The following is a 15,946-nucleotide window of genomic DNA, read 5'->3' as shown; positions in this document are numbered from 1 at the left end:
TGTTTTAGTGCGCGCCACTGAGAGGCCGGGGGTTCCGGCGGAGGATTGTGAGGAGACAGGTGTCTGAGAACTCTTCGGTTCGGCACGGTCTGACCAGCGCCCAGCACGAGGTGTGGCTCGCGCAGCAGCTGGACCCGCGCGGCGCGCACTACCGGACCGGGTCCTGCCTGGAGATCGACGGGCCGCTGGACCACGCGCTGCTGAGCGCGGCCCTGCGGCGGACCGTGGCCGATACGGAGACGCTCTGCTCCCGCTTCCTCACCGACGAGGAGGGCCGGCCGTACCGCGCGTACTGCCCGCCCGCACCGGAGGGTTCGGACGCCGTCGAAGGCCCTGACGGGGTGCCGTACACCCCCGTGCTGCTGCGCCACATCGACCTCTCCGGCCACGAGGACCCCGCGGGCGAGGCCCAGCGGTGGATGGAACGGGACCGCGCGACGCCGCTGCCGCTGGACCGGCCCGGCCTCAGCAGCCACGCCCTGTTCACGCTCGGCGGCGGCCGGCACGTCTACTACCTGGGCGTCCACCACATCGTCATCGACGGCACCAGCATGGCCCTGTTCTACGAGCGGCTGGCCGAGGTCTACCGCGCGCTGCGGGACGGGCGCGAGGCCCCGGCGCACGCGTTCGGGGACACGGACCGGATGGTCGCCGGTGAGGAGGCCTACCGCGGCTCGGCGCGGCACGAGCGGGACCGTGCCTACTGGACCGGCCTGTTCGCCGACCGTCCCGAGCCCGTCTCGCTCACCGGCCGGGGCGGCGCCCGGGTGCTCGCGCCGACCGTGCGGAGCCTGACCCTCGGCCCGGAGCGCACGGGCGTGCTCGGCACCGCCGCCGAGGCGACGGGCGCGCACTGGGCACGCGTGGTGATCGCCGGCGTGGGCGCCTTCGTGCACCGGATGACGGGCGCCCGGGACATCGTGGTCTCCGTGCCGGTCACCGGCCGCTACGGCGCGGGCGCCCGGGTGACGCCCGGCATGGTCTCCAACCGGCTGCCGCTGCGGCTGGCCGTGCACCCCGGCGACAGCTTCGCGCGGGTGGTCGAGAACGTGTCCGGGGCGATGAGCGGCCTGATGGCGCACAGCCGCTACCGCGGCGAGGACCTCGACCGCGAGCTGGGCGGCTCCGGGGTGTCGGGACCCACCGTCAACGTCATGCCGTACATCAGGCCGGTGGACTTCGGCGGGCCGGTCGGCCTGATGCGCAGTATCAGTTCGGGTCCGACGACCGACCTGAACATCGTGCTGTCCGGCACCCCCGAGGCCGGGCTCCGCGTCGACTTCGAGGGCAACCCGCAGGTGTACGGCGCCCGGGACCTGGACTCGTTGCAGGAACGCTTCGTCCGGTTCCTGGCCGAGCTGGCGGCCGACCCCGCGCGCACCGTCGACGACGTGGCGCTGCTCACGCCGGTCGAGCGGGACCTCGTCCTCGACGGGTGGAACGACACCGTGCGCGAGGTGCCCGCCGCGACGCTGTCCGAGCTGCTCGCCGCGCGGGCCGCGCGCACCCCGGACCACGAGGCCGTCGTGTTCGAGGGCACCTCGCTGACCTACGCCGAACTGGACGCCCGCGCCGGGCGGCTGGCCGCCGCGCTGGCCGCCCGTGGCGCCGGTCCGGAACGCTTCGTCGCGGTGGCCGTGCCCCGGTCCGCCGAGCTGGTCGTGGCGCTGGTCGCGGTGGTCAGGGCGGGCGCGGCGTACGTGCCCGTCGACCCCGGCTATCCGGCCGACCGCATCGCGCACATCCTGCGGGACGCGGGCGCGATGCTCGTCCTGACCACGCGCGACGCCGAGGACCGGCTGCCGCAGGACGGCACACCCCGGCTGCTCCTCGACGACCCGGCCGCCTCCCCGGAGCCCGCCGCCACCGCGCCGACGACGGCGCCCGCCCCCGACCACCCGGCCTACGTCATCTACACCTCGGGCTCCACCGGCCGCCCCAAGGGCGTGGTGGTCTCGCACCGGGCGATCGTCAACCGCCTGGCCTGGATGCAGGACACGTACGGCCTGGAACCGTCCGACCGGGTGCTGCAGAAGACGCCCTCCGGCTTCGACGTGTCCGTGTGGGAGTTCTTCTGGCCCCTGATCCAGGGCGCCACCCTGGTCGTCGCCCGGCCCGAGGGCCACCTGGACCCCGCCTATCTGGCCGACACCGTCCGGCGCGCGGGCGTGACCACCATGCACTTCGTGCCGTCGATGCTCGACGTGTTCCTGCGCGAGCCGTCCGCGGCCTCACTGAGCGGACTGCGCCGGGTCTTCTGCAGCGGCGAGGCCCTCTCGGCGGAGCTGCGCGCCCGCTTCCGCGCCGTGTCGGACGTACCGCTGCACAACCTGTACGGGCCCACCGAGGCCGCCGTCGACGTGACGTACTGGCCGTGCGCCGAGGACACCGGCGACGGACCGGTGCCGATCGGACGCCCGGTGTGGAACACCCGGATGTACGTGCTGGACGCCGCGCTGCGCCCGGTCCCGGCCGGCGTGCCCGGCGAGCTGTACATCGCCGGCGTGCAGCTGGCCCGCGGCTACCTGGGCCGCCCCGGCCTCAGCGCCGAACGCTTCACCGCCGACCCGCACGGGGCGCCCGGCAGCCGGATGTACCGCACCGGCGACCTCGCGCGCCGGCACCACGACGGCAGCCTCGACTACCTGGGCCGCGCCGACCACCAGGTCAAGCTGCGCGGCTTCCGGATCGAACTCGGCGAGATCGAGGCGGCGCTGGTGCGGCAGCCGGAGGTCGCCCAGGCCGCCGTCGTCCTGCGCGAGGACCGGCCCGGCGACCAGCGGCTGGTCGGCTACACCGTGCCCGCGCCGGGCGCGGAGGCGGACGCCGCGCTGCTCACCGCGCGCCTGCGCGAGCTGCTGCCCGGCTACATGGTGCCCGCCGCCTTCGTCGCCCTGCCCGAGCTGCCGGTCACCCCGAACGGCAAGCTCGACCGCAGGGCGCTGCCCGCCCCCGCCCGCACCGAGCGCTCGGCCGGGCGGGCCCCGGGCACCCCGGGCGAGGAGCTGCTGTGCACGCTCTTCGCCGAGGTGCTCGGCGTCGACGAGGTCGGCGTCGACGACAGCTTCTTCGAACTGGGCGGCCACTCCCTGCTCGCCACCCGGCTGATCAGCCGCATCCGCGCCGCGGCCGGCGCGGAGGTGCCGATCCAGCGGATCTTCGAGTCGCCGACCGTGGCGGAGCTGGCCCCGGCGCTGGCGGAGACCGGGCGGGTCCGCGCGGCAATCACCGCCCGGCCGCGCCCCGAGCGGCTGCCGCTCTCCTTCGCGCAGCAGCGCCTCTGGTTCATCCACCAGTACGAGGGACCCTCGCCGCTGTACAACATCCCGGCGGCGCTGCGGCTGACCGGCGAGGTGGACGAGGCCGCGCTGTCGGCTGCCGTCGGCGACGTGGTGGCCCGGCACGAGAGCCTGCGCACGGTCTTCGCCGAGGACGCGCACGGCCCCCACCAGGTGATCCTCTCCCCCGAGCGGGCCCCGTCCCGCCTGGAGACGCTGGACAGCGCCCCCGAGCGGCTGGCCGACGACCTCGCGCGCACCGCCCGGCACCGCTTCGACCTCACCCGCGACGTGCCGCTGCGGGCCACGCTGCTGCGGGTGGCGCCCGAGGACCACGTCCTCCTCCTCGTGCTGCACCACATCGCGGGCGACGGCTGGTCGCTGGCGCCCCTCGCCCGTGACCTGGGCACCGCCTACGCCGCCCGGTCGGCCGGTACGGCCCCCGACTGGGCGCCGCTGCCGGTGCAGTACGCCGACTACACGCTCTGGCAGCGCGAACTGCTCGGCGGCGACGAGGCCGGGAGTGCGGACGCAGCGGGCGGCACGGGCGGCGGCGAGGGCGCCCGGCAGCTCGCGCACTGGCGGGAGGCGCTCGCCGGGCTGCCGGAGCGGCTGGAGCTGCCCACCGACCGGCCGCGTCCCGTGCGCCGCGACAACTCCGGCGCCCGCCTCGACCTGACGGTGCCCGCCGCCCTGCACCGCTCGCTGGCCGCGCTGGCCGGCGAGACGCGGACCAGTGTCTTCATGGTGCTCCAGGCCGCCCTCGCGGGGCTGCTGACGCGGCTCGGCGCGGGCGAGGACGTGCCGATCGGCTCGACCATCGCCGGCCGCACCGACGCGGCGGTGGAGAACCTGGTCGGGTTCTTCGTCAACACGCTGGTGCTACGCACCGACACCAGCGGCGACCCCACCTTCCGCGACCTCCTCGGCCGCGTCCGCGAGCGCGACCTGGCCGCCTACGCCCACCAGGACCTGCCCTTCGAGCGGCTCGTCGAGGCGGTCAACCCCGACCGGGCCACCTCCCACCACCCGCTGTTCCAGGTGATGCTGACCTTCGACACCACCCAGCAGGACGCCCTGGGCGAGCTGGGGCGGCTGCCCGGGATCAGCACGTCGCGACTGCCGGTGCACACCGGGCTGTCCCGCTTCGACCTCGTCCTCGCCTTCGACGAGCGGCGGGACGCGGACGGCGGACAGGCCGGCCTCGACCTCGCGGTGGAGTTCAGCACCGAACTCTTCGACGCGGCGACCGTGCGCACGCTCACCGAGCGGCTGCTGCGGCTGCTCACGGCGGTCGCCGCCGACCCGGGCCTGCGCCTCGGCGACGTCGACGTGCTCGTCCCCGGCGAACACCACGACCTGCTGGTGACGGCCAACCGGCCGGACGGCGCCCCCGCTTCCCCCTCGCCCGTCACCGCCACGCTGCCCGAGCTGTTCGAGCGGCAGGCCGCCCGGCACCCGGGCCGCACCGCGCTGACCTTCGAGGGCACCTCGCTCTCCTACGCCGACCTCAACGCCCGCGCCAACCGCCTGGCCCGGCAACTGACGGCGCGCGGCATCGGCCCCGACGCGCTGGTCGCCCTCGCCCTGCCGCGCTCGCCCGAGCTGGTCGTGGCACTCCTCGCGGTGGTCAAGTCGGGCGCCGCCTATGTGCCGTTGGACCCGGACTACCCGGCCGACCGGCTCGCCCACGCGCTGTCCGACTCCGCGCCCGCGGCCCTGCTCACCGACGGCGCCACCGCCGGCCGGCTGCCCGCCCACGAGGTGCCCCGCATCGTCCTCGGCGAGGCGGACGGCCACCCGTACCCCGCCACCGACCTGACGCAGGGCGAGCGGGTCCGGCCCCTCGACCCGGCGGACACCGCCTACGTCATCTACACCTCCGGCTCGACCGGCCGCCCCAAGGGCGTGGCCGTGCCGCACCGCAACGTCGTGCGGCTCTTCTCCGCCACCGAGCACTGGTTCGGCTTCGACGAGCACGACGTGTGGACGCTGTTCCACTCGTACGCCTTCGACTTCTCGGTGTGGGAGCTGTGGGGTCCGCTGCTGCACGGCGGGCGGCTCGTCGTCGTCCCGCACGACGTGAGCCGGGACCCCGCCGCGTTCCTCTCCCTGCTCGCCCGCGAGCGGGTCACCGTCCTCAACCAGACGCCGTCCGCGTTCCACCAGCTGGCCGCCGCCGACCGCGAGAGCGGCGACGAACTCGCGCTGCGCACCGTGGTCTTCGGCGGCGAAGCCCTGGACCTGTCCCGGCTGGCCGACTGGTACGAGCGGCACGCCGAGGACGCGCCGGCGCTGGTCAACATGTACGGCATCACCGAGACCACCGTGCACGTCTCGCACTTCGCCCTGGACCGCGCCACCGCGGCCGCCGCGTCGGCGAGCACGATCGGCGTCAACATCCCCGACCTGCGCGTCTACGTCCTCGACGACCGGCTGCGCCCCACCGCGCCCGGCGTCACCGGCGAGATGTACGTGGCCGGCGCGGGACTGGCCCGCGGCTACCTGGGCCGCCCGGCGCTCACCGCCGACCGGTTCCCCGCCGACCCGTACGCCGCCCTCTTCGGCGAGCACGGCACCCGGATGTACCGCACCGGCGACCTGGCCAGGCGCCGCACCGACGGCGGCCTGGACTACCTGGGCCGCGCCGACCAGCAGGTGAAGATCCGCGGCTTCCGCATCGAGCCCGGGGAGATCGAGGCCGTGCTCGCCGCGCACCCCGCCGTCGACGACGTGGCCGTGGTCGCACGCGAGGACGTCCAGGGCGACCCGCGGCTCGTCGCGTACGTGGTCACCGGCACCGACACGACGGCCCGCGCGCTGCACGACCACGCCGCCGGGCACCTGCCCGACCACATGCTGCCGTCGGCGTTCGTCACCCTGGACGTGCTGCCGCTGACGCCCAACGGCAAGCTCGACACCAAGGCGCTGCCCGCCCCCGCCCACGCGGGGCAGGTCACCGGACGCGCCCCGCGCGGGCCGCGCGAGGAGATCCTGTGCGCGCTGTTCGCCGAGGTGCTCGGAGTGCCCCGGCTGACCGTCGACGACAGCTTCTTCGACCTCGGCGGCCACTCCCTGCTCGCCACCCGGCTGGCCGCCCGCATCCGCAGCACCCTCGGCGTCGAGCTGTCCGTGCGGCGGCTGTTCGAGAGCCCGACCGTGGCCGGGCTCTCCGCCGTCCTCGACGGGGCCGAGCGGGCCGGGACGGCGCTGACGGCCGGGGCGCGCCCGGAGCGGCTGCCCCTGTCGTACGCCCAGCAGCGGCTCTGGTTCCTGCACCAGCTCGAAGGCCCCTCCCCCACCTACAACATCACCGGCGCGCTGCGGCTGACCGGCGCCCTCCTCCCGGAGGCGCTGCGCGCGGCCTTCCAGGACGTCGTCGTACGCCACGAGAGCCTGCGGACCGTCTTCGCGGAGGACGAGCAGGGCGCCCGGCAGACCGTCCTGGACGCCGCCTCCGTGCGCTTCGGCCTGCCGGTCACCGACCTCACCGAGGACGCGCTCGGCCGCCGTCTCGAGGAGGCCGCCCGGCACTGCTTCGACCTGACGGCCGACATCCCGGTGCGTGCGGAGCTGTTCCGGCTCGCCGCGGACGAGCACGTCCTGCTGCTGATGGTCCACCACATCGCCGGTGACGGCTGGTCCCTCGGCCCGCTGGTCCGCGACCTGGCCGCCGCCTACACCGCCCGCGCGGCCGGCCACGCCCCCGACTGGGCGCCGCTGCCCGTGCAGTACGCGGACTACACCCTGTGGCAGCGGGCCTCGCTCGGGGACGCCTCGGACGGCACCAGCCCCGCCGGCCGCCAGCTCGCGCACTGGAAGCAGGCGCTGGCCGGGCTGCCCGACCGGCTCGAACTGCCCGCGGACCGGCCGCTGCCCGCGGTCGCCTCGCACCGCGGCGGCCGGGTCCCGCTGACCGTCCCCGCCGCCCTGCACCGAGGCGCGGTGGAGCTGGCCCGGGAGTCCCGCACCAGCGTCTTCATGGTGCTCCAGGCGGCCCTGGCCGCCCTGCTGACCCGGCTGGGCGCGGGCGACGACATCCCTCTGGGCACACCGGTGGCGGGCCGCGGTGACGACGCCGTGGACCAGGTCGTCGGCTTCTTCGTCAACACCCTGGTGCTGCGCACCGACACCAGCGGCGACCCCACCTTCCGGGACCTCCTGGACCGGGTGCGGGACACCGACCTGAGCGCCTACGACCACCAGGATCTGCCCTTCGAGCACCTGGTGGACGTCCTCTCGCCGACCAGGTCGCTCTCCCACAACCCGCTCTTCCAGGTGCTGCTCAGCCTGGACACCACCCAGCAGGACGCCCTCGCCGCGCTCGCCACCACCGGCCTCGGCGTGAGCCTCCTCGACGTGACCACCGGCGTCGCCAAGCTGGACCTCGCCCTCGAACTCGCCGAGCACCGCGACGCCGACGGCGCCCCCGCCGGGCTGGTGGGCGCGGCCGAGTACAGCGCGGACCTGTTCGACGAGGACACGGTCGCGCTGCTGGTGGAGCGGTTCCTGCGGCTCCTGGAGGCGCTGGTCGCCGATCCGGGCCGCCGCATCGGCGACGTGGACGTGCTCAGCGCCCGGGAACTGGACCGCGTCCTGGTCGAGTGGAACGACACCGCCCGCAGGCCGGTCGACCGCACCTTCGCCGACTACGTCGCCCGGCACGCCGCCGACCGCCCGGACCACCTCGCCGTGGAGTCCGCCGACGGGAGGCTGACCTACGGCGAGCTGAACGAGCGCGCCAACCGGCTGGCCCGCCGCTTCCTCGAACTGGGCGCCGGCCCCGAGCGGTTCGTCGCCGTGGCCCTCCCCCGCTCGGCGGACCTGGTCGTCTCGGCGCTCGCCGCGTTCAAGGCGGGCGCGGCCTATCTGCCCGTCGACCCGGCCTACCCCGCCGAGCGGATCACCCACCTCGTGCGGGACGCGGCCCCCGCCCTCGTGGTCACCACGTCCACCCTGGCCGCCGGCCTCCCGGACACGGGGACGCCCGTCCTCCTGCTCGACGACGCCGGGACCGCGACGGCCCTCGCCGCGTTCCCCGGCCACGACGTCACCGACGCCGACCGGCCGTCCCCGCTGCGTCCCGAGCACCCCGCGTACATGATCTACACGTCGGGAACGACGGGCCGCCCCAAGGGAGTCGTCGTCACCCACACCGGGCTTCCCGGCCTCGTGGACATCTTCACCCGCGACTGCGCGGCGGGCCCGGGCAGCAAGGTCCTCCAGCATCTCTCGCCGAGCTTCGACGCGTCGTTCTGGGAGCTGGCGATGGGCCTGCTCACCGGGGCCGCCCTGGTCGTGGCACCACGGGAGACCACGCCGGGACCCGAGCTGGCCGAGCTGGCGACCCGGCACGCGGCGACCCACCTGAGCCTGACGACCTCCGTCCTCGGCCTGCTGCCGGAGGGGTCGCTGCCCGAGGGGCTGACGCTCGTCGTGGGCGCCGAGGCGATCCCGCCCGAGCTGGTGGAGCGCTGGTCGCCGGGCCGGACGATGCTCAACTCCTACGGTCCCACCGAGACCACGGTCTGCTCCACGATGAGCGGACCGCTCTCCGGCCCCCTCACCCCGCCCATCGGCTCCCCCGTCACCAACAGCGCCGTCTACGTGCTGGACGCGGCCCTGCGCCCCGTCCCGCCGGGCGTGCCCGGCGAGCTGTACGCCGCCGGACCGCACCTGGCCCGCGGCTACCACGCCCGCCCCGCCCTGACCTCCGAGCGGTTCGTGGCCAACCCCTTCGGCGACCCCGGCACCCGCCTCTACCGCACCGGCGACCTGGTGCGCTGGCTGCCCGACGGCGAGCTGGAGTACCTGGGGCGCGTCGACACCCAGGTCAAGATCCGCGGCCTGCGGATCGAGCCCACCGAGATCGAGGCGGTCATCACCGAGCGCCCGCACCTGGCGCGGGCGGCCGTCATCGTCCGCGAGGACCGGCCCGGCGACCGGCGGCTCGTGGCCTACGTCGTGCCCGAGCCCGGCCGCACCGTCGACGCCGCCGCGCTCCGCGCCGAACTGCGCGAGACCCTGCCCGACCACATGATCCCGACCGCGTTCGTCGTGCTGGACGCGCTGCCGCTGACCATCAACGGCAAGCTGGACCGCAAGGCGCTGCCCGCCCCCGACTACTCCGCCCGCACCTCGGGCCGGGCCGCCCGCGACCCGCGCGAACGGCTGCTGGTCGACCTGTTCGGCGAGATCCTCGGCGTGGAGTCGCCCGGCGTGGACGACGGCTTCTTCGACCTGGGCGGCGACAGCATCCTCTCCATCCAGCTCGTCGGCCGCGCCCGCGCGGCGGGCCTGGTCCTGTCCGTGCGGGACGTCTTCGAGCACCAGACGCCGGCCCTTCTCGCGCGCTCGGCCGCCGACACGCCCGGCCCGGACGACTCCGCGCGGGACTCAGACGTCCCGGCGTACGGCCCCGCGCCGCGCACCCCGATGATGGGCTGGTTCGCCGATCTCGGCTCTGGCAAGGCCGAGTTCAACCAGTCCTTGGTCCTGCGCGTGCCCGCCGCCCTCGACTTCGACACCCTCGGCGCCGCGCTGGGCGCCGTGCTCGACCGTCACGACGCGCTGCGCATGCGGGTGGCCGACGACTGGACCATCGAGATCCCGGAGCCGGGCTCCGTGGCACCGGCCGACTGCCTGGTCCGCTTCGACGCCGTACGCCTCGACGAGTCCGCCGTGCGCGCCGCGGTCACCGAGCAGGCGTGGGCGGCCCGCGCCCGCCTGGCCCCCGCCGACGGCCGCATGCTCCAGGCCGTCTGGCTCGACCGGGGCACCGCCCAGGACGGCCTGCTCGTCCTGGTCGCCAATCACCTGGTCATGGACGGCGTCACCTGGCGCATCATCGTCCCCGACCTGGCGGCCGCCTACGCCGGCGACGCCCTCGCCCCCGTGGGCACACCGTGGCGCCGGTGGGCGCTGGCCCTGACCGACCTCGCCGCACAGTCGCGGACCGAGGACGAGCTCGACCACTGGCGCGCGGTACTCGGCGACACCCCGCGCGCGCTGCACGTGGACCCCGCGCGGGACACCCACGCGACCGCGGGCGAGATCACCGCCGAACTCGACGCGGACACCACCGAGGCCCTGCTCACCCGGGTCCCCGGCGTCTGCCACGCGACCATCAACGACGTGCTGCTGAGCACCTTCGCCCTGGCCGTCACCCAGTGGCGGCACGGCCGCTCCGAGGAAGCCGCCGCACCCGTCGTCGTGGACCTGGAGAGCCACGGCCGCCACGAGGAGGCGGTCCCGGGCGCCGAACTCAGCCGCACCGCCGGCTGGTTCACGTCGATGTACCCGGTCCGGCTGGCCCCGCCCGCCCTCTCCGGCGAGGCCGGATCGGCGATCCGCGCGCTGAAGGCCGTCAAGGAGCAACTGCGCGCCGTACCGGGCGACGGCCTCGGCTACGGGCTGCTGCGCCACCTCAACCCGCGCACCCGGGACGCCCTCGCCGCGCTGCCCGTACCGGAGTTCGGCTTCAACTACCTGGGGCAGATCGGTCAGGAGGGAGCCGACGAGGCCCCGTGGACCATCGAGGGCGGCGACGTCGCCGGCATCGACGGTGCCATGCCGCTGGCCCACCCCGTGGACGTGAACGCCGTCGCCAGGGAGACCCCCGACGGCACCCGGCTGCGCGCACGCTGGACCTACTCCCGCACCGAGCTGGAGCCCGAGGACGCCCAGCGGCTGGCCGACGCCTGGTTCCGAATGCTGCGCCGCCTGGTCGAGGAGGCCCGGCAGCCCGGCGCGGGCGGCCTCACCCCCTCCGACATCGCCCACCCCGCACTCGCCCAGGACGAGATCGAGCACCTGGAGGACGCCCTCCCCGGCCTCCAGGACGTCCTGCCCCTCGCCCCGCTCCAGGAGGGCTTCCTCTTCCTCAACCTGTACGACGAGTCCGCCCGCGACGTCTACGTCGGCCAGCTCTCCTTCGACCTGGAGGGCACCTTCGACGGCACCCGGATGCGCGCGGCGGCCCACGCCCTGCTGCGCCGCCACGCCAACCTGCGGGCCGGGTTCCGGCAGACCGGGACCGGCGCGTGGGTGCAGGTGGTGCCCGCCGACGTGGAACCGGACTGGAGCGAGCACGACCTGACCGACCGCGCCCGGGACGCACGTGACGCGGAGGCCGGACGGCTGGCGGCCGCGGACCGGGAACGCCGCTTCGACCTCACCTGCCCGCCGCTGATGCGCTTCACGGCGATCCGCCTGTCCGCCGAGCGCGTCCGGCTGGTGATGACCAACCACCACATCGTGCTCGACGGCTGGTCCATGCCCCTGCTCTGGCAGGAGCTGACCGAGCTGTACGTCTCGGGCGGCGACCCCGTGAGCCTGCCCCGGGTCCGCCCGTACCGCGACTACCTGGCCTGGCTCGACGCCCGCGACCGGGACGCGGCGAGGACCGCCTGGCAGGACTCCCTGTCCGGCCTCGAGGAGACCACCCTCCTCGCCCCGGACTCCGGCCCGGCCGGGACGGCACCCTCGAGCGTCCCGTTCGGCCTGAACGGTGACGCCACGGCGGCTCTCTCCGCGTGGGCACGGCGCCAGGGCGTGACCATGAACACCGTGGTCCAGGGTGCCTGGGCACTCGCCCTGGCCCAGGCCACCGGACGCGACGACGTCGTCTTCGGCGCCACCGTCTCCGGCCGCCCACCCGAGCTGCCCGGCGTCGAATCGATGATCGGCCTGTTCATCAACACCCTGCCCGTCCGCGCCCGCCTCGACCACGCCGAACCCCTGGGCGCCCTCTTCCGCCGCCTCCAGGCCGAACAGGCCCGACTCCTGGACCACCAGTGGGCCGGACTCGCCGACATCCAGCGCTGGGCCGGACACGGCGAACTCTTCGACACCGCCATGGTCTTCCAGAACTACCCGGTGAGCGCCGACACGACGAGCCGCCAGCTCGACGGGCTGCGGGTGACCGGGTTCGACGCGGTCGAGAGCACGGACTTCGCCGTCAACCTCGTGGCCCATACCCGCGACGACAGCCTGCGGCTGCGCCTCGACCACCGCGCGGACACCTGCTCCGGCGACCTGGTCCGCTCGCTGGCGGACCGGATGCTGCGCGTCCTGGAGACTCTGATCGCCGACGCGGACCTGCCCGTCGCCCACCTGGACACCCTCGACCCGAGCGACCGGGAGCGGGTCCTGGTGGAGTGGAACGGGAAGCGGACCGAGCTTCCCGGGACGCCGCTGCACGAACTGATCAGCCAGCAGGCCGGAAGAACGCCGGACGCGGTCGCGGTGGTGGGCGATTCCGGGTCCCTGACCTACGCCGAGCTGGACGGACGCGCCAACCAACTCGCCCGGCACCTGCTGGAACAGGGCCTGGGAGCGGAGGACTTCGTCGCGATCGCGCTGCCGAAGTCACTGGACGCGATCACCAGCATGCTGGCCGTACTGAAGACCGGCGCCGCCTATCTTCCGCTCGACCCGGAGTACCCGGCCGAGCGCATCGCCTACATGCTGGCCGATGCACGACCGGCGCTCGTTCTCACCGAGCCGGTGGCCCCGACGGCGTATGAGGGTCGTCCCGACGGGCCTCTCACGGACGAAGAGCGCCGCAGCCCGTGGTCACCGCGCCACGCCGCCTACATGATCTACACCTCCGGCTCCACCGGCCGCCCCAAGGGCGTCGTCATCGAACACCACGCCCTGGCCACCTACCTCCACCGGGCCCGCAAGACGTACGACGCCATGAACGGCGTCACCGTCCTGCACTCACCACTCGCCTTCGACCTCACCATCACCGCCCTGTGGACACCCCTCACGGCCGGCGGGACGGTCCACCTGACCAGTCTGGAAGAAACGGCGACACAGCCGAGCCTCATCAAGGCCACCCCCAGCCACCTCCCCCTGCTCACCAACCTCCCCGAGACCGCCTCGCCCTCCCACACCCTCATCCTCGGCGGAGAGGCACTGCACACCGATCACCTCGCGGGTTGGCGGGCCGAGCACCCCGACGTCCAGGTCATCAACGCCTACGGACCCACCGAATCCACCGTCAACATCACCGACCACCACCTCGACGGCACCGAGGATGGCGCCATCCCGATCGGACGCCCCTTCGCCAACACGCAGGTGTATGTGCTGGATTCAGCTCTGCGGCCTGTGGCCCCCGGTGTCACGGGAGAGCTGTACCTCGCCGGAGAACAGCTGGCCCGCGGCTACCTCGGGCGTTCCGCGCTGACCTCGGAACGCTTCACCGCGAATCCGCACAGCCCCACCCCCGGCGCACGCATGTACCGCTCCGGCGACCTCGCCCACTGGAACCACCAAGGCCACCTCGTCTACGACGGACGCGCCGACCACCAAGTCAAACTCCGCGGCCACCGCATCGAACTCGGCGAAATCGAAGCCACCCTCACCACCCAGCCCGGCATCACCCAGGCCACCGTCCAACTCCGCGAAGACCAGGCGGGAGACCAGCGCCTCGTCGCCTACGTGGTCGCCATCGACTGGGACGAGAACACCGTCCGGGACGCACTGGCTCATGCCCTGCCCGACTACATGCGCCCCTCCGCCTACGTCCCCCTCACCGCCCTCCCCCTCACCCCCAACGGCAAACTCGACCGCAAAGCCCTCCCCGCCCCCACCTACGCCACCACGACCACCGGACGCACCCCCCGCACCCCCCGCGAAGAAATCCTCTGCACCCTCTTCGCCGAAGTACTCGGCGTCGACACCGTCACCATCGACGACAACTTCTTCGACCTCGGCGGACACTCCCTCCTCGCCACCCGACTCGTCAGCCGCACCCGCACCGCACTGCACGTCGAACTCTCCATCCGGCAGCTCTTCGAGACGCCGACCGTGGCGGGTCTGGCCGACGCCCTCGACACGTCGGGCTCCGTCCGCACCGCGCTCACCGCGAAGCCCCGCCCCGAGCGGATCCCCCTCTCCTACGCCCAGCAGCGCCTCTGGTTCCTGCACCAGCTCGAAGGACCGTCGGCGACCTACAACACCGTGCTCACGCTGCGGCTCGACGGCACGCTCGAGGTGGAGGCCCTGCGTGCGGCGATCGGTGACGTCGTCGCCCGGCACGAGAGCCTGCGGACGGTCTTCACCGAGGACGAGCAGGGCGCGTATCAGATCGTGCTGCCCGTGGAGGCCGCCTCGACGCCCTTCACGGTCGTGGACGTGGCCGAGGAAGAGGTCGGCGTCCGGCTCGACGAGGCCGTCGGCCACCGCTTCGATCTCGCGCAGGAACTCCCCGCACGCACTTCGCTGTTCCGGGTGTCGGAGCGGGAGCACGTGCTGCTGCTCCTCATCCACCACATCGCCAGCGACGCCTGGTCCCGGGCTCCCCTGGCCCAGGACCTCACCGCCGCCTACGCGGCCCGTGTCCGGAGCGAGGCGCCCGGGTGGGCTCCGCTCTCCGTCCAGTACGCCGACTACGCGCTCTGGCAGCAGGAGATCCTCGGCGACGAGACCGACGCCGACAGCCTCGCGGGACGGCAACTCGCCTACTGGAAGCAGCAACTGGCCGGCCTGCCCGAGCAGCTCGATCTCCCCACCGACCGGCCCCGACCGGCGGTCGCGGGGTACTCGGGCGACCGCGTTCCGTTCACCGTGCCCGCGGAGCTGCACAAGCGGCTGACGGAACTGGCGCGGGCCACCAACACCAGTGCGTTCATGGTGATCCAGGCGGCGGTCGCCGTCCTGCTCACGCGTCTCGGTGCCGGTGAGGACATCCCGATCGGCACGCCCGTCGCAGGGCGCACGGACGACGCGGCCGACGACCTGATCGGGCTCTTCATCAACACGCTGGTCCTCCGCACGGACACGGCCGGTGATCCGACCTTCCGCCGGCTCCTCGACCGCGTGCGCGACACCGACCTCGCCGCCTACGCGCATCAGGACCTGCCCTTCGAGCGGCTGGTCGAGGCGCTGAACCCGACGCGTACGTTGTCCCATCACCCGCTGTTCCAGGTCTTGCTGACCTTCAACAACACGGACCACGAGGGCGCGTTGAAGGACATCGCGGGTCTTCCGGGGCTCGCCGTGACGCTCCGGGAGGTCCAGCGGACGTCCTCCAAGTTCGACCTCTCGTTCGGGTTCGCGGAGTCCTTCGACGCGTCCCGCCGACCGCAAGGCATCGCCGCGGCACTGGACTTCAGCACGGAGCTCCTCGACCGAGGCTCCGCCCAGGCGATCGCGGACCGGCTCCTCCGGGTGCTGATGGCCGCCACGACGGCTCCGGACCAGCCGATCGGCGCCATCGACCTGATGGACGCGGCCGAGCGGGAACGGGTCCTGGTGGAGTGGAACGGAGCGCGCACCGAGCTTCCCGGGACGCCGCTGCACCAACTGATCAGCGAGCAGGCCGGGCGGACACCGGACGCGGTGGCCGTGGTGTGCGATTGCGGGTCCCTGACCTACGCCGAGCTGGACGGACGCGCCAACCAGCTCGCCCGGCATCTGCTGGAACAGGGCCTGGGTGCGGAGGACTTCGTCGCGATCGCGCTGCCGAAGTCGCTGGACGCGATCACCAGCATGCTGGCCGTCCTGAAGACCGGCGCCGCCTACCTGCCCATCGACCCGGAGTACCCGGCCGAGCGCATCAGCTACATGCTCGACGACGCGCGACCGGCCCTGACCCTCACCGAGTCGATACCCGCAGCGCGGTACGCCGGGCACTCCACCACGACGATTACAGACGCCGA

The 15,946-nt window shown here is 74.0% G+C and carries 1 protein-coding gene (only partly in view); it reads left to right on the top strand.

The features are described 5' to 3' along the window. Positions 1–59: 59 nt before the first annotated feature. Positions 60–15,946: the 5' portion of a non-ribosomal peptide synthase/polyketide synthase gene (locus ACGF3J_RS13380; protein WP_393854139.1), read on the top strand. Its footprint extends 5,971 nt past the window's final position; only the first 15,887 of its 21,858 coding nucleotides appear in the window; the start codon lies at positions 60–62; its stop codon lies off the right edge, out of view.

Origin of the sequence: Streptomyces sp. NPDC048171 (genome assembly GCF_043202655.1) — a bacterium.
Taxonomy (GTDB): domain Bacteria; phylum Actinomycetota; class Actinomycetes; order Streptomycetales; family Streptomycetaceae; genus Streptomyces.
Note: the sequence above shows the minus strand (reverse complement) of the source record. Positions and strands in the feature narration are given on the sequence as shown.